Below are 15512 nucleotides of genomic sequence, written 5' to 3' on the forward strand. Positions count from 1 at the left end.
TGCGCGACCGCGGGATGGGTCGACAGGGCCGCCTCGACCTCCACACAGTAGACGTTCATCCCGCCGGTGATGATCATATCCGCGACATGGCGCTCGCGGTGATCTCGACCGCGTTCACCGGGCAGGCCATCGCGGTCGCCTTCGACCGCCGCTACGGCGCACTGAAGCGGCTGGGGGCGACGGCACTACCGGTGTGGGGCATCATCGCGGGCAAATCTCTTGCCGTGGTCGCGGTCGTGTTCCTGCAGTCGATCCTGCTGGGCGCCATCGGATTTGCGCTGGGCTGGCGACCGCATCTGGCCGGCCTGGCCCTGGGTGCGGCGATCATCGCACTTGGCACCGCCGGATTCGCCGCGCTGGGCCTGCTGCTGGGCGGCACGCTGCGGTCCGAGATCGTGCTGGCACTCGCCAATCTGCTGTGGTTCGTCTTCGCCGGCCTCGGCGCCCTCACCCTGGAGGGGCAGGCCGTGCCGACCGCGGTCGCCTGGGCCGCCCGGCTGACCCCGTCCGGTGCGCTGACCGAGGCACTGACGCAGGCCATGACTCCGTCGGTGGACTGGTTCGGCCTGGCCGTGCTGGCGGTGTGGGGAGCGGTCGCCGCGGTGTGCGCGCTGCGCTGGTTCCGGTTCACCTGACCGGCCCTACTACGAGTTGTAGTTGCAGATCATCTACGATCAGCCCGTGGCCGGTGGACGACTATTCCTACGTGTGGTCGATCTACTGCCCCTGCCGAGCCTGCGGGTCCAGCGGATCATCGCGTTCCTGGTGATCCTCACCCAGGGTGGGATCGCGGTCACCGGTGCCATCGTGCGGGTCACCGCATCCGGGCTGGGCTGCCCGACCTGGCCGCAGTGTTTCCCCGGAAGTTTCACCCCGGTGCCCCACGCCGAGGTCGCCGTCGTGCACCAGGCGGTCGAGTTCGGGAACCGGATGGTCACCTTTCTGGTGGTATTGACCGCCGCGGCCGCGGTGCTGGCCGTCACCCGGGCGCGACGCCGCCGCGAGGTCTTGATCTACGCCTGGCTGATGCCGGCCTCGACCGTGGCGCAGGCGGTCATCGGTGGGGTCACCGTGCTGACCGGACTGCTGTGGTGGACCGTGGCCATTCACCTGCTGGTCTCGATGAGCATGGTGTGGCTGGCGGTGCTGCTGTACGAGAAGGTCAGCAGACCCGATGACGAGGTCGACATTTCGACACTCGCGGTACCAAAACCGTTGCGCCAGTTGACCGCGCTGAGCGGCGTCGCACTGGCGGCCGTGCTGGTCACCGGCACCCTGGTCACCGGGGCCGGGCCGCACGCCGGCGACAAGAGCCTGGACCGGGTGGTGCCACGGCTGCAGGTGGAGGTCACCACCCTGGTGCACATGCACTCCTCGCTGCTGATCGGGTATCTGACGCTGGTGGTCGCGCTCGGCTTCGCACTGACCGCGGTGCGGGCCGGCCGCCCGGTCATGCTCAGGCTGACCGTCCTGGTGATCCTGGTGTTCGCCCAGGGTCTGGTCGGGACCGTGCAGTTCTTCACCGGCGTGCCCGCAGCCCTGGTGGCCATCCATGTCGCGGGCGCCGCAGCCTGCACGGCGGCCACCGCGGCGTTATGGGCGTCGATGCGAGAGCGGACCGACATCACTGTGGCGTGATCACAGTTTCGACAGCAGCTGGCGATCATTCTTGTGATTGTTGTGATTAATTCACAGATCTCCCCTACCCTGTTGTCATGACACCCGGGTTGAGCGCGCACGCCCGGCGGGCGGCCATCGCCACCCGCATTCACACCGATCGCGAAGTGGACTTCACGTCGCTCGCCGACGAGTTCGGCGTCTCGGCGATGACGATCCGCCGCGACATCGAGCGGCTCGAAGACCAGGGCATCGCGCGGCGGGTGCTCGGCGGGGCCATCGCATTCGGCGGCAAATCGACCGAACCCTCCTTCGCCGCGCGGGCCGCCGACTCGGCCGATGAGAAACTCCACATCGCCCACGCGGTCGCCGATCTACTGACGCCGCGGGAGACGGTCATCCTCGACAGCGGCAGCACCGTACTGGCCGTCGCGCGCGCCCTCAGAGGCCGCGATCTGGGACTGACCGTGATCACCCCCAGCGTGCTGGTCGCCGTGGAACTCGCCGACGAACCCGACACCACGATCCTGCTGACCGGCGGCAAGGTGCGCCCGGGCGAACTCAGCTTGATTGGAGCCGAGGCAGAGGACTTCTACCTGCGCTACAACTGCGACACCTACGTGATGGGCATCGCGGGTGTGGACGGCAAGCGCGGGGCATCGGAGTACCACCGCGAGGAGGGCAACGTGAAACAGGCGGCGATGCGGTCGGCCGACCGGGTGATTGTGGCGGCCGACGCCACCAAGTTGGGCCGGGTGCAGTTGATCAATGTCGCTCCGGTGGCCGACATCTCGGTGCTGGTGACCGACGGGGCCCGTAGCCATCCCACGGTCGAGGCACTCGTCGCCGCCGGTGTCGAGGTGCTGTGTGTGAATGCCACGCGTTCAACATCCGGCTGAGGCCAGGCGATTCACAGCGTCTGACGGAATTCCTTGACCGCACACATCAATTCGGAAGCCCGGGAGGCCACGGCGCGGTTCTCGAACACACCGTCCTCCTTGAAGTAGGTACCCACGATCGCGCCGTCCGCGATCGACAGCTGGTCGGCGGCATTGGTGGCGCGCACCCCGGTGTTGACGAACACCGGCACCGCGCCGGCGTTGTCCTTGACCACCTGCAACGCCTGGGAGTCGGTAGAGGCTCCCGCCGTCAGCCCGGAAACACAGATGGCGTCCGGCTTGGTCGCGAACACCGTCGTGGCGGTGACCGAGGCGAGGTCCCGCTCGGCGAGATACACCGCCGATTCCGGAACGATGTTGAACAGCAACTTCACCTGGTCGCCGCCGATGCGACGGCGGTGGCGGGCAACCGCACCGACGTTGGTGTCCCACAATCCGAAATCGCTCGCGTAGACGCCGGTGAAGATCTCGCGGACCCATTGCGCACCGGTCGCCACGGCCAGGTCGATCGATGCGCGGCCGTCCCACAACACGTTCACGCCGTAGGGCACCGAGAAGTCCGGTAGCAACTCGCCGATCACCCTGGCCATCGTGATCGCGGTGATGGGTTCGGTCTGCGTCAGGTAAGGCAGGCTGAACTCGTTGGAGACCATAACGCCATCGACTCCGCCCTCCTGCAAAGCCGCCAACTCGCTGCGCGCCCGGTCGACGACCGCGCGGATGCCCGCCACCGAGTCGAATCCAGGATCACCGGGCAATGCCGACAGGTGCAGCATCGCGATCACGGGCTTACGCACCGCGAATACCTCATCGAGCCAACTGGTCATGGAACGCCTCTCGAGTTCGTCATCGGCACACTGCATCACAGACTCTGTTACTAAATCACAGTTATAGTACAGAGATTCTGATATTCCCGTGACTATCACACATAACCTGTGAGAATCTAACAGTCACGAGGTACTCTAAGCCCGCCCCGCCACGAGGTCGGGTCCGGCGGATCCGAACGGAAAGGACGGTATGGCGGAGTTCACGATCGGCGTCGACATCGGCACCACGGGCACCAAGATCGTGCTCCTCGATGTCGGCGAGTCCCGAATCGCCGCTCAAGCCTCCTGCGATACCCACCTGTACTCCGACGCGCCCGGCCAGGCCGAAGCCGAACCCGCACAGTGGTTCGACAACGTGCACGCAGGCATCCGCGCCGTGCTCGCCGAGTCCGGGGTGGCGCCGCGGCGGGTGGCGGCGCTGGCCACCACCGGCATGGTCCCGGCGGTCGTTCCGGTCGACCGCACCGGCACGCCCGTCCGGCGCGCACTCCTGCAGAACGACGCCCGCGCCACCGGTCAGATCGAGGAATTGCGCAGCGCCGTCGACGGCGACTCGGTGCTGGCCGCGACCGGCTCGGCGATCACCCAGCAGTCTGTCGCGCCCACCGCGCTGTGGCTGCGCAGGTATGAGCCTGATACCTGGGCGCGCACAGCACACCTCGTCGGCTCCTATGACTGGGTACTCATGGCGCTGGGCGCAGCCGGACACGTCGAATTCAACTGGGCCATCGAATCAGGGCTGGGCACCATCGACGGGCATCCCTATGAACCGATGTTCACCGCGGCCGGCCTCGACACCGGCCTGGTGCCACACGTGCTTGCCCCCGGCGCGCAAGCCGGTGAGCTCAGCTCTGCCGCCGCGACCGCCACCGGCCTGCCCGCAGGACTGCCGCTCATCGTGGGCGGGGCCGACCACGTGCTCTCCGCCTACGCGGCCGGGGTGAACACCGCCGGCGACTGGCTGGTCAAGCTCGGCGGTGCCGGCGACATTCTGGCGGCGGCCGATCGTCCCGTGATCGACGCCCGGTTGTATCTCGACGCCCACCCGGTGTCGGGACGTTGGCTGCCCAACGGCTGTATGGCCACCAGCGGCAGCCTCATCCGATGGTTCCAGACGCTGTCCGGCGGTACCGACCTGATGGCCCTCGACGACGAGGCCGATACCCGTGCCCCAGGCGAAGTGCTCTGTCTGCCCTACTTTCTCGGCGAGAAGAGCCCATTGCACGACCCAGATTTGCGCGGCGCCTTCGTCGGTCTGGACCTCGCCCACACCCGCGCCGACATGTACCGCTCGGTGCTGGAGGCGATCGCCTTCGGGTTCAGGCACCACACCGAGGTCTTCGGCTCGATCGGCGTACCGCTGCGGCGGGCGCTGGTGACCAACGGCGGCAGCCGCTCGGTGCTGTGGAAGCAGATTCTCGCCGATGTGCTCGACACCCCGTTGTCACCGATCCTCGGACATCCGGGCGCCTCTCTGGGCGCCGCGGTCATCGCGGGCGTCGGAACCGGGCTGCTCGACGGCTGGGATCACACCGACCGGTTCCGCGCGCTTGGCGACGCCGTCCTACCCGATCCGAAGCACGTCGACCGCTACGCCGAGGCCTACGCCCAATGGCGCGCCCTCGGCGACGTCCTCACACCTGTTTCCCACCGGATCGCACGAAAGGCCAGACCATGACCACCGAGAACTCCACCCGCACCGTAGTTGTCACGGGTGCCGGATCGGGCATCGGCCGCGCGATCGCCGCCACCCTGGCCGACCGCGAATGGCGAGTGGTGGTCAGCGATGTCGACGCGGCGGCGGCCGAGGAGACCGCGACCGGCCTATCGGGCGACGGACACGAGGCCCAGCCGCTCGACGTCACCGACCCCACGTCGGCAGCCGCACTCGCCGACGATGTGGCCGACCGAATCGGCCTGCACGCCTGGGTGAGCAACGCCGGAATCTCCGCGATGGCCAACTTCGTCGACGTATCCCCCGAACAACTGGACCGCAGCCTCGACGTCAACCTCAAAGGCGTCTTCTTCTCGGGCCAGGCGGCGGCGCGCGCGATGATCCGCACCGGTGTGCGCGGCACCATCGTCAACACGGCATCGATGGCGGCCAAACAGGGGCGGGTGCCGTTCCTGGCGGACTATGTGGCGTCGAAGTTCGGTGTGCTGGGCCTCACCCAGGCGATGGCCTATGAACTTGCCGCACACGGAATCACGGTCAACAGCGTGTGCCCCGGCTTCGTCTCAACCCCGATGCAGTCCCGCGAACTGGAGTGGGAGGCCCGGTTGAGCGGCTCGACCCCCGACGGCGTCCGCCAGTCCTGGATCGACGCCACCCCACTGGGCCGGCTGCAGGCCCCCGACGACGTCGCCCGCGCGGTGGCGTTCCTGGTCTCCGACGATGCCCGGTTCATCACCGGAGAAGCACTGTCCGTCAACGGCGGTGCCTACATGGATTGAGCCGATCGTCCCGAGAAGCCCGACCCATCCCCACCCGGATCAGGAAAGTGAGAACAGATGAAGATTCCACAACTCCGCCGGCGCCGCTGGTTGCCGGCGATCGCCATGGCCGCCGGGCTGGTACTGGCCGGCTGCGCAGGGACAGGCGGCTCCGGCAACGAAGAGGCCTCGTCGGGGGTCGGTGATGTTCCCACCGACACCAACGCGACGGTGCGGGTGCTGATGGAGAACGTTCCCGACACCGACATCGTGAAAAACCTTGTCGGACAGTTCAACAAGAAGTACCCCAACGTCAAGGTGAACATCGAGACCATGACGTTCGATCAGATGCGCGACCGGCTGGTGTCCTCGTTCCAGGCCGCCGAACCCACCTATGACCTGATCGTGGTGGACAACCCGTGGATGGACGACTTCGCCGCCGCGGGCTTCCTGCAGCCACTCGGCGACCGGATCGCGGCGACGACCGACTACAGTCCGGATGACTTCTTCCCGTCGCTGACCGCGATCACCGATGTCGACGGCACCACCTACGGTGTGCCGTTCTACAACTATGCGCTGGGCTACATCTACAACAAGCAGGACCTGGCGGGCGCGGGGTTGCCGGTGCCGGCCGATCTCGATGCGCTCGTGTCCACCTCGCAGCGGCTCAAAACCGGTGACCGGGCGGGCATCGCGATGCAGCCGCAGCGCGGCTACAAGATCTTCGAAGAATGGGCGAACTGGCTGTTCGCCGCGGGCGGGTCGATCTACGGCGAGGACGGCAAACCGACACTGAACACCGAGCAGGCCGCCCGCGCACTCAACGCCTACATCGACACCTATCGCACCGCGGCCCCGCCGAACAGCCTGGCTTGGGGCTTCGATGAGGCGTTCCGATCGGTCTCCAGCGGCAAGGCCGCATCGATGATCGGCTACAACTGGAACCTGCCCGCCCTCAACGATCCGACCGGAGCGTCCGGCGAACGCGCCGGACAGTACGCGCTGGCCCCGATCCCCGGCGGCAAATCCGCTCTCGGCGTGTGGAGCTGGGCGATCCCGGCCAACTCGGCGGCCTCCGACGGGGCGTGGGCGTTCATCTCCTGGATCACCTCCCCCGATGTCGATGCCCAACGCGTGGCCGAGGGCGGCGCGGTGGTCCGCCAGAGTTCACTGACCAACCAAAAGGTACTCAGCGAGGGTTACGGCGCCGACTACTACAAGACGGTCGGCGACATCCTGTCCAACGCCGCCCCGCTCACCCAGGGCAGCGGCGGCGAGGAGATGATCCAGGCCGTCGGCACCGAACTCAACGATGCCGCCGCGGGCAACAAGAGCGTGCCCGACGCCCTGCGGGACGCTCAGGCCGCCGCGGAGCGGATCCAGAAGTGAGGGTGGGGAATCCGGCGGCCACCCGGTCGGGGGCGCGCAGATGAGATTCAAGTACGGCATGCTCATACCGCTGCTCGCCCTGTTCGGTGTTGCCGTCGGGTTCCCGCTCTGCTACGCGGTGTACTTATCCGTCACCGACTACAAGCTCACCGACCGTGAGCCCCCCGGCTTCGTCGGTGCCGCCAACTTCGTCGACGCACTGTCCAATTCGGCTTTCTGGGAGGCCTTTTCGACCACCGCCGGCTACGTGGTGACCGCCGTCTGCGGCGAGCTCGTCATCGGTTTCGCGCTGGCCCTCGCGCTGCACCGGCAACGCTGGGCCAAAGACCTGTCCCGGGCGATCATATTGGCCCCGATGTTCATCACGCCCATCGCGGTCGGCCTGATCTTCCGATTCCTGCTCAACGACCAGATCGGCGCCGTGCCCGCCCTGTTGCATGCGGTGGGCGCCGACTACGACTTCTTCGGCTCCGGCCGGGCGTTGCTGACGTTGGCGTTCATCGACATCTGGCAGTGGACGCCGTTCATGGTGCTGCTGATTCTGGCCGGGCTCGAATCGATGCCCAAACAACCCTTGGAGGCCGCCCGCGTCGACGGCGCGAGCCCGGTCTATCGCCTGCGCCGGGTGATGATCCCGATGCTGGCCCCCGTGCTCACCGTGGCCGTGCTCCTGCGCGGGCTGGATGCCCTGCGGGTGTTCGAATACGTCTACGCCACCACCCGCGGCGGCCCCGGTACCGAAACCCAGACCCTGCAGTACTTCATGTACCTCGAAGGCATCCAGTTCTTCCGGCTGGCGCGGGCCAGCGCGATGGCGTTCATCGTGCTGGTGCTCGTACTGGCGGTGATCGTGGTGGCCTTCCGCACGATGGAACGGGCCAGGGCACGCGAAGGGACCGCCGCCCAATGAGCCGGCCAAGTGGTCTGGAGATCCTGCGCATCGCGGTACTCGCAGCGGCGTTCGTGTTCGTGCTGTTCCCGATCGGCTGGGTGGCGCTGGCCAGCGTCAAGACATCGGCCCAGATGTCCGAACCGTTCCTGCTGGCGTTCTCCCCGACGCTGGAGAGCTGGCGGGCGGTCCTGGATTCGGGCATATTCGCCGCGGCCGGGCGCAGCGCGCTGGTCGGTGTCGTCACCGTGTCGATCAGCCTGGTCGTGGGTGCCATGGGCGCCTACGTCATCGCCAAGTACCGGGCCGGCGGCTCGCTGACCCGGTTCGGCATGCTGGCCGCTCAGGTGGTGCCACCCGCGGTGATGGTGTTCCCGTTCCTCACCATGGCGCATGCGCTGCGGCTGACCGACACCCTGCTCCCGGTGATTTTCGCGCACCTGTCGTTCGTGCTGCCGCTCGTGACGTGGTTCCTGATCGGATTCTTCGAAGCCGTTCCGCCTTCGCTGGAGGAGCAGGCCAGGGTCGACGGATTCACCCGCTGGCAGGCGTTCCGATTGGTGGTGTTGCCCCAGGTCTATCCGGGCATCGGGGCCGCCGCCATCTTCGGGTTCACCCTGTCGTGGAACGACCTGTTCTACGGACTGATCCTGGCGCCGGGCAACGCCGCGATTCTTCCGGTGGCCATCGCGAACTTCAACACCTTCCGCGGCGTGCAGATCGGCACCATGAGCGCCGCCATCATGATCGCGATCGTCCCGGTGGTGATCGCCAGCTTCTTCATCCAGCGGCGCCTGGTCCAGGGGATCAGCGGCGGCGCGGTCAAGTACTAGACGAGCGAGGTATCCCACAATGGCAGCGGTGACGTTCTCCAGGGTCGGCAAGTCCTACGGGGCGACGGCCGTGGTGTCCGACCTCGACCTGGAGCTGGCCGACGGAACCATGACCGTGCTGGTCGGCCCGTCCGGCTGCGGCAAGACCACCTCGCTGCGGATGCTGGCCGGGCTCGAGCCGCTCTCATCGGGAAGCATCCGGATCGGCGACCGCGATGTGACCGCGTTGGAGCCCAAAGAGCGCGATATCGCGATGGTGTTCCAGAACTACGCGCTGTATCCGCATCTGACGGTGCGGGAGAACATCGCTTTTCCGTTGCGCGCCAAGAGGATCCCCCGCGCGGAGGCGCTGCGCAGAGCGGAAGGGATCGCCACGTCGCTCGGCCTGCAGGGGCTGGTCTCACGCAAGCCCAAAGACCTGTCTGGTGGCCAGCAGCAGCGGGTCGCGATCGGCCGGGCCATCATCCGCGAGCCGTCGGTGTTCCTGTTCGACGAACCACTGAGCAATCTGGACGCGAAGTTGAGGGTGGAGACCCGCACCGAACTGCTGCAGCTGCAGCGCAGGCTCGGCATCACGTCGCTGTACGTCACCCACGATCAGGAAGAGGCGATGACGCTGTCGGACCGCATCGTGGTGATGCGCGACGGCCGCGTCGCGCAGGCCGGCCCGCCCGCCGAGGTCTACCGCCGCCCGGCCGACACCTTCGTCGCGACGTTCGTCGGCAGCCCGAAGATGAACCTGGTCGACGGCGCGATCGATGCCGGTGAGTTGCGCACCCCGGCCGGCGTCAGGGTCGCCGTCACGGCACCCGACACCGAATCGGTGACCATCGGTGTCCGGCCCGACGATCTGATCCTCACGCCGACCACCGAGGGTGACGCCTCGGTGGAACTGGTCGAGCTGCTCGGTCCGCGCGCCATCGTCACGGTGCGCGCCGCCGACCTGCAGCTGACCAGTGTGGTGGACTCGAGCGCGCTGAACGACATCACGACGGGCACGCGGGTCCGGCTCACGGCCAGGGATGTGCACCGATTCGATGTGGACACCGGGGCCCGGCTCGACAATTAGAGGCCGGCCTACCGAACCCGATGCGAGAGCGGGCCGAGGCCGAACCGCTCAAGGGCTGATCCGACCCCGAGCGCGAATTCCCGCTCGGCCTCGGCCCGGTCCACGTCGCCGAGTTGCCGGAAGCCCAGGGACGGTTCGACCAGTTCGAGTTCCAATAGCCGCGGATCGTCGGGGCCGCCGATCACATCCACCCGGGCGTACAGCAGGTGCTCGGGTTCGATGTCGAACAACCGGGTGACGGCCCACACCGCAAGACGCCCCACCCGCCAGAGCTCGTCGTCGGGGTCGGCCGCCGACAGCGACTCCTCGGCGTAGGTGCCAGATTCGTCGAACTCGGGTGTCTGCCCGGCCGGCGGCAGCATCGGTCCCTTGGTGAACGCGTGGGATTCCTCGCCGTTGAGGAACACCAGCGCCGTCTCCCCCTCGGCGATCCTCGGGTCGTACGGCTGGACCAGCACCGCCTTGCCCGCGGCCTGCAGCGCCGCGGCATGTGCGGCGGCCGCGTCGGCGTCGACGAACCGCTGCGCGCCGGCCGAGCCGACCCCGACGGCGGGTTTCACGACCACCTCACCGCCGGGCACGCTGACCTCCTCATCGACCTCGAAATAGCGGGTCGGCACGACCGGTACCCCCAACCGCCGCAGGTCCTCCAGGTAGCGCTTGTCGGTGTTCCAGTCCACCAGGTCCGGACCGTTGACCAGGTTGCGCACCGATCCGCACCAGGTCAGGAAGTCGGCCAGCCGGTCGGTGTAGTCCCACGTGGCCCTCAGGATCACCAGATCGGCCTCCAGGGTGGCCGGGTCGTCCCAGGGCAGCCAGCGGGCGTGCAGGCCCCGGTCACGTAATGCTCCGACCAGCCCGTCGTCGTCGCCGTCACCCTGCGGCAGCGCCGTGCAACCGGCCAACACGATGCGGGGGTGGAACACATCCGGACGGGCGAGCTTCACGCGATCCTCCTCGACGGGCAAAACTACCGCGGTGGTGTGACAACCACCTTTCCAGAGACCCGACCCGCGCGGCCGGTCGGACAAGACGTTCGGCGCTTGGCAGGATGGTGGGTATGCACGCGATCGAAGTTGCCGAAACCGGTGGACCCGAAGTCCTCAACTACGTCGAGCGGCCGGAGCCGTCACCCGGTCCGGGTGAGGTGCTCATCAAGGCCGAGGCGATCGGCGTCAACTTCATCGACACCTATTTCCGGTCCGGGCAGTATCCCCGCGAGGTGCCGTTCGTCGTCGGTTCGGAGGTGTGCGGCACGGTCGCCGCGGTCGGCGACGATGTCGCGGCACTGGCCGTCGGCGACCGGGTGGTGACGGCCAACGCGATCGGCGCGTACGCCGACTTCTGCGTCGCCCCTGCCGATTACGTGGCGTACGTACCCGAGGGCGTGGCACCCGAGGCGGTCGCCTCAGCTCTGCTCAAGGGGATGACGGCGCACTATCTGCTCAAGTCCACCTATGCGGTGCAACCGTCGGACACCGTGCTGGTGCATGCCGGGGCCGGCGGCGTCGGCCTCATCCTGACCCAGTGGGCCACCAGCATCGGCGCCAGGGTGATCACCACCGCCTCCACCCCGGAGAAGGCCGAGCTGTCACGTCAGGCCGGCGCGGTCGAGGTGCTCGACTATCCCGACCCCGACAACCCCGACGAGTTCGCCGCCAAGGTTCGCGACCTCACCGGCGGTGCGGGAGCGGCCGCGGTGTACGACGGTGTCGGTGCCACGACGTTCGACGCCAGCCTGGCCAGCCTCGCGGTGCGGGGCACGCTGGCCTTGTTCGGCGCCGCCAGCGGCCCGGTAGCGCCGGTCGACCCGCAGCGGCTCAACGCGGCCGGTTCGGTGTTCCTGACCCGGCCGACCCTGGCCCACCACACCCGCACCCCGGACGAGTTCTCCTGGCGCGCGGGCGAGTTGATCAACGCGATCGCCGACGGGTCCATCTCGATCACGGTCGGCGGACAGTACCCGCTCGCCGAGGCGGGCCGGGCCCACACCGACCTGCAGGGCCGCAAGACTTTCGGCTCGATCGTGCTGGTGCCCTGACCTTTCGGGACGCCGAGACTACGGTTTATCGCGGATTTCGGCGGGATCGACGCCAAAACCCGTAGTCTCGGCGGTCAGGTTCAGCCCAGCAGGGTCGGCAGGGCCAGCGCTGAATCCACCGCCAGCGCGCAGAACACCACGGCCAGATAGTTGTTGGACTGCAGGAACAGCCGCAGCGGCTTGACCGGTTCGCCCCGCTTGACGCCCGAGTACAGCTGATGGGCCATCACCAGGAACCAGGCACCGGCCAGCAGTGCCACGGCTCCGTAGAGCCATCCGGTGGCCAGCGCCAAGCCGAGTGTGGTGAGCACGGTCAGCCAGGTGTAGATGAGGATCTGCTTGGTGACCTGACGCTCGGTGGCCACGGCGGGCAGCATCGGCACGCCGGCCGCCTTGTAGTCGTCCTTGTACCGCATCGCCAAGGCCCAGGTGTGCGGGGGTGTCCAGAAGAAGATGATCGCGAACATCACCAGCGCGGGCCATTGGATCGTCCCGGTGACCGCCGACCAGCCGATCATCACCGGCATACATCCGGCCGCCCCGCCCCACACCACGTTCTGCGAGGTCCGGCGCTTGAGCAGCAGCGTGTAGACGAACACGTAGAAGAGAATCGTCGCGATGGCCAGCAGACCGGACAGCAGATTGGTGGTCCACCACAGCCAGCCGAACGACCCCGCCGACAGCACCAGACCGAAGATCAGCGCATGCCGGGTGGGCACCGAAGCGCGGGCCAGCGGCCGTCGCGCGGTGCGCTTCATCACCTTGTCGATATCGGCGTCGGCAACGCAGTTGAGGGTGTTGGCGCCCGCCGCCGCCAGCATGCCGCCGACCAGCGTGTTGAAGATCAACAGCGGGTTGACGGTGCCGCGGTCGGCCAGCAGCATCGCCGGGATCGCGGTGACCAGCAACAGTTCGATCACCCGCGGTTTGGTCAACGCCAGATACGCCAGAAATGTGGTCCGTATTCGGCTCGACGCCCCACCGATGAGTCGGCGCTCGCGAAGGCTCACGCAATTAACTCCTCGGCTGGCGTCACGCGGCTTCTACTACACACGATGGTAGACGGCGACCGGACGTGCCCTGCACCGCAGGGTGGGTTCGGGCGCTCGCCCAGGGTGAACGGCAGCGTAATCGTGCTCAACCAGTCTGCATCGGATGAGTCGTCGCCATTAGGGTGTTTGGAGTAGCAGCAAGTCAGCGTGCTGACAACAGCAGACATTAGGAGCGTGCTCGTGACCACTGCCGAAGAGATCACCGCTCTCACGCAGCCCAACCACCCTGACGATTGGACCGACCTCGACAGCCTGGCCGTCGACACGGTGCGGGTGCTCGCGGCCGATGCGGTGCAGAAGGTCGGCAACGGCCATCCCGGGACGGCGATGAGCCTGGCCCCGCTGGCCTACACACTCTTCCAGCGCCAGTTGCGTCACGATCCGAGCGACACCCACTGGCTGGGCCGCGACCGGTTCGTGCTGTCCTGCGGACACTCCAGCCTGACCCTCTACATCCAGCTCTACCTCGGTGGTTTCGGCCTGGAGCTCTCCGATATCGAGTCGCTGCGGACCTGGAAGTCCAAGACACCCGGGCATCCGGAGTTCCATCACACCAAGGGCGTCGAGATCACCACCGGACCGCTGGGCCAGGGCCTGGCCTCGGCCGTCGGCATGGCCATGGCCTCGCGTTACGAGCGCGGCCTGTTCGACCCCGACACCCCGTCCGGCGAGAGCCCGTTCGACCACTACATCTACGTGATCGCCTCCGACGGTGACATCGAGGAAGGCGTCACCAGCGAGGCGTCCTCCCTGGCAGCGACCCAGCAGCTGGGCAATCTGATCGTGTTCTACGACAAGAACCAGATCTCCATCGAGCACGACACCGACATCGCGTTGTCCGAGGACGTCGCCGCCCGCTACCGCGCCTACGGATGGCATGTGCAGGAGGTCGACGGCGGTGAGAACGTCGCCGGAATAGAGCAGGCCATCGCCGAGGCGAAGAAGGTCACCGACAAGCCGTCGTTCATCGCCCTGCGCACCATCATCGGCTACCCCGCGCCGACCAAGATGAACACCGGTGGTGTGCACGGGTCGGCGCTGGGCGCGGACGAGGTGGCGGCGACCAAGAAGGTGCTCGGTTTCGATCCGGATAAGACGTTCGAGGTGCGGCCCGAGGTCATCGAGCACACCCGCAAGCTGGTCAACCGCGGCCAGGAGGCACACGCCAAGTGGCAGAGCGGCTTCGATGCGTGGGCCGAGCGTGAGCCGGAGCGCAAGGTGCTGCTGGACCGACTGCTGGCCGATGAGCTGCCGGAGGGCTGGGATGCCGATCTGACGTCCTGGGAGCCGGGTTCCAAGCCGTTGGCCACCCGCGCCGCGTTCGGCCAGGTACTCAACGACGTCGCCCCCAAGCTGCCGGAGCTGTGGGGTGGTTCGGCCGACCTCGCGGGCAGCAACAACACCACCATCAAGGGCGTGAAATCGTTTGGGCCGCCGTCAATCTCGACTGACGACTTCACGGCGGACTGGTACGGCCGGGTGCTGCACTTCGGCATCCGCGAACACGCCATGGGCTCGATCCTGTCCGGCATCGTGCTGCACGGGCCGACCCGCGCATTCGGCGGCACATTCCTGCAGTTCTCCGATTACATGCGCCCGGCGGTGCGGCTGGCCTCGCTGATGAACATCGACACCATCTACGTGTGGACCCACGATTCGATCGGCCTCGGTGAGGATGGGCCTACCCACCAGCCGATCGAACACCTGGCGGCGCTGCGGGCCATTCCGAACCTGTCGGTGGTGCGGCCCGGCGACCCGAACGAGACCGCCCATGCCTGGCGCAGCATCATCGCCCGCGGCAACGGAAGCGGCCCGGTGGGCTTCATCCTGACCCGTCAGGGCATCCCGGTGCTGGAGGGCACCGACGCCGAGGGGGTGGCCAAGGGCGGTTACATCCTGGGCGGACCACGGGACGCCGACCCGGACGTGATCCTGATCGGAACGGGCTCCGAACTGCAGCTGTGCGTCGAGGCGGGAAAGATCCTGGCCGACAAAGGCGTTACAGCCAGTGTGGTCTCCATGCCGTGCGTCGAATGGTTCGAATCCCAGCCTAAGGAATACCGCGACAGTGTGCTGCCGCCCTCGGTATCGGCGCGGGTGGCGGTCGAGGCCGCGGTGGCGCAGAGTTGGTACAAGCTGGTCGGTGACACCGGCGAGATCGTCTCGATCGAGCACTACGGCGAATCGGCCGACGATAAAACGCTGTTCCGCGAATTCGGGTTCACCCCGGAGGCCGTTGTGGCCGCGGCGGAACGCTCGCTGGAGAACTGACCGGCAATAACAACGAGTAGAGAAGGCGAAACATGACTCAGAACCCGAATCTCGCGGCGCTGAGTGCCGCGGGCGTATCCGTATGGCTCGACGACCTGTCCCGCGACCGCCTGCAGACCGGCAACCTGCAGAATCTGATCGACACCCGCAGCATCGTCGGCGTCACCACCAACCCGTCGATCTTCCAGGCCG

15 protein-coding genes are annotated in these 15512 nt (G+C 67.3%); 12 read left to right on the forward strand and 3 right to left on the reverse strand.

The annotated features are described in order from the left end of the window. The 3 genes from ACWDTP_RS31170 to ACWDTP_RS31180 all read left to right on the forward strand — a co-directional run. Positions 1-635, forward strand: a 635-nt coding sequence (locus ACWDTP_RS31170) for an ABC transporter permease (RefSeq protein WP_450027073.1), incomplete at its 5' end; no start/stop codon positions are given. Between the two features lie 73 nt (positions 636-708). Beyond that, positions 709-1638 carry a COX15/CtaA family protein gene (locus ACWDTP_RS31175; RefSeq protein ID WP_450027074.1) on the forward strand — a complete coding sequence of 310 codons (930 nt, stop codon included), beginning with the start codon at positions 709-711 and terminating at the stop codon, positions 1636-1638. A 77-nt stretch (positions 1639-1715) separates the two neighbouring features. Beyond that, positions 1716-2516 (forward strand): DeoR/GlpR family DNA-binding transcription regulator, encoded by an 801-nt coding sequence (locus tag ACWDTP_RS31180; protein ID WP_450027075.1) that lies wholly within the window; start codon positions 1716-1718, stop codon positions 2514-2516. 11 nt (positions 2517-2527) lie between these two features. On the opposite strand, the gene ACWDTP_RS31185 is transcribed toward ACWDTP_RS31180, so the two are convergent. Beyond that, positions 2528-3343, reverse strand: coding sequence for a BtpA/SgcQ family protein (locus ACWDTP_RS31185; protein ID WP_450027076.1), 816 nt, complete (start codon positions 3341-3343; stop codon positions 2528-2530). Between the two features lie 190 nt (positions 3344-3533). Here ACWDTP_RS31185 and ACWDTP_RS31190 point away from each other — a divergent pair, with 190 nt between their 5' ends. From ACWDTP_RS31190 to ACWDTP_RS31215, 6 genes are read left to right on the forward strand one after another with little or no spacing between them, the layout of a single operon-like run. Continuing rightward, positions 3534-5021: an FGGY-family carbohydrate kinase gene (locus ACWDTP_RS31190; protein WP_450027077.1), complete on the forward strand. Its 1488-nt coding sequence runs from the start codon at positions 3534-3536 to the stop codon at positions 5019-5021. Then, positions 5018-5797 (forward strand): SDR family NAD(P)-dependent oxidoreductase, encoded by a 780-nt coding sequence (locus tag ACWDTP_RS31195; protein WP_450027078.1) that lies wholly within the window; start codon positions 5018-5020, stop codon positions 5795-5797. The genes ACWDTP_RS31190 and ACWDTP_RS31195 overlap by 4 nt, the downstream gene beginning before the upstream one ends. Before the next feature lie 57 nt (positions 5798-5854). Further along, entirely contained in the window at positions 5855-7165 is a 1311-nt protein-coding gene (locus ACWDTP_RS31200; protein WP_450027079.1) for an ABC transporter substrate-binding protein, read from the forward strand. A gap of 40 nt (positions 7166-7205) precedes the next feature. Further along, entirely contained in the window at positions 7206-8075 is an 870-nt protein-coding gene (locus ACWDTP_RS31205; RefSeq protein WP_450027080.1) for a carbohydrate ABC transporter permease, read from the forward strand. After that, a complete protein-coding gene (locus tag ACWDTP_RS31210) occupies positions 8072-8887 on the forward strand; it encodes a carbohydrate ABC transporter permease (RefSeq protein WP_450027081.1) in 816 nt (271 codons plus the stop codon). The genes ACWDTP_RS31205 and ACWDTP_RS31210 overlap by 4 nt, the downstream gene beginning before the upstream one ends. A gap of 19 nt (positions 8888-8906) precedes the next feature. Next, entirely contained in the window at positions 8907-9956 is a 1050-nt protein-coding gene (locus ACWDTP_RS31215) for an ABC transporter ATP-binding protein (protein WP_450027082.1), read from the forward strand. An 8-nt stretch (positions 9957-9964) separates the two neighbouring features. On the opposite strand, the gene ACWDTP_RS31220 is transcribed toward ACWDTP_RS31215, so the two are convergent. After that, complete coding sequence (locus ACWDTP_RS31220) at positions 9965-10903, reverse strand: ATP-grasp domain-containing protein (RefSeq protein WP_450027083.1); 939 nt, start codon at positions 10901-10903, stop codon at positions 9965-9967. Positions 10904-11016: 113 nt separating this feature from the next. Here ACWDTP_RS31220 and ACWDTP_RS31225 point away from each other — a divergent pair, with 113 nt between their 5' ends. Next, a complete protein-coding gene (locus ACWDTP_RS31225; RefSeq protein WP_450027084.1) occupies positions 11017-11997 on the forward strand; it encodes a quinone oxidoreductase family protein in 981 nt (326 codons plus the stop codon). Between the two features lie 80 nt (positions 11998-12077). On the opposite strand, the gene ACWDTP_RS31230 is transcribed toward ACWDTP_RS31225, so the two are convergent. Beyond that, positions 12078-13007 (reverse strand): heme o synthase, encoded by a 930-nt coding sequence (locus ACWDTP_RS31230; RefSeq protein WP_450027085.1) that lies wholly within the window; start codon positions 13005-13007, stop codon positions 12078-12080. A 222-nt stretch (positions 13008-13229) separates the two neighbouring features. On the opposite strand from ACWDTP_RS31230, the gene tkt reads away from it, so the two are divergent. Next, the gene (tkt, locus tag ACWDTP_RS31235) at positions 13230-15320 is read left to right on the forward strand and encodes a transketolase (protein ID WP_450027086.1); all 2091 of its coding nucleotides are present in this window, start codon (positions 13230-13232) and stop codon (positions 15318-15320) included. 32 nt (positions 15321-15352) lie between these two features. Beyond that, positions 15353-15512: transaldolase family protein (locus tag ACWDTP_RS31240; RefSeq protein WP_450027087.1), on the forward strand; the 160-nt coding region annotated here is incomplete at its 3' end.

The sequence above is a fragment of the Mycobacterium sp. NPDC003449 genome, assembly GCF_053588415.1.

Excerpts from the sequence above, each read along its gene's own strand:
- ACWDTP_RS31180 (WP_450027075.1), top strand. The coding sequence starts at position 1,716 with ATGACACCCGGGTTGAGCGCGCACGCCCGGCGGGCGGCCATCGCCACC.
- ACWDTP_RS31185 (WP_450027076.1), bottom strand. The coding sequence starts at position 3,343 with ATGACCAGTTGGCTCGATGAGGTATTCGCGGTGCGTAAGCCCGTGATC.
- ACWDTP_RS31190 (WP_450027077.1), top strand. The coding sequence starts at position 3,534 with ATGGCGGAGTTCACGATCGGCGTCGACATCGGCACCACGGGCACCAAG.
- ACWDTP_RS31195 (WP_450027078.1), top strand. The coding sequence starts at position 5,018 with ATGACCACCGAGAACTCCACCCGCACCGTAGTTGTCACGGGTGCCGGA.
- ACWDTP_RS31200 (WP_450027079.1), top strand. The coding sequence starts at position 5,855 with ATGAAGATTCCACAACTCCGCCGGCGCCGCTGGTTGCCGGCGATCGCC.
- ACWDTP_RS31205 (WP_450027080.1), top strand. The coding sequence starts at position 7,206 with ATGAGATTCAAGTACGGCATGCTCATACCGCTGCTCGCCCTGTTCGGT.
- ACWDTP_RS31210 (WP_450027081.1), top strand. The coding sequence starts at position 8,072 with ATGAGCCGGCCAAGTGGTCTGGAGATCCTGCGCATCGCGGTACTCGCA.
- ACWDTP_RS31215 (WP_450027082.1), top strand. The coding sequence starts at position 8,907 with ATGGCAGCGGTGACGTTCTCCAGGGTCGGCAAGTCCTACGGGGCGACG.
- ACWDTP_RS31225 (WP_450027084.1), top strand. The coding sequence starts at position 11,017 with ATGCACGCGATCGAAGTTGCCGAAACCGGTGGACCCGAAGTCCTCAAC.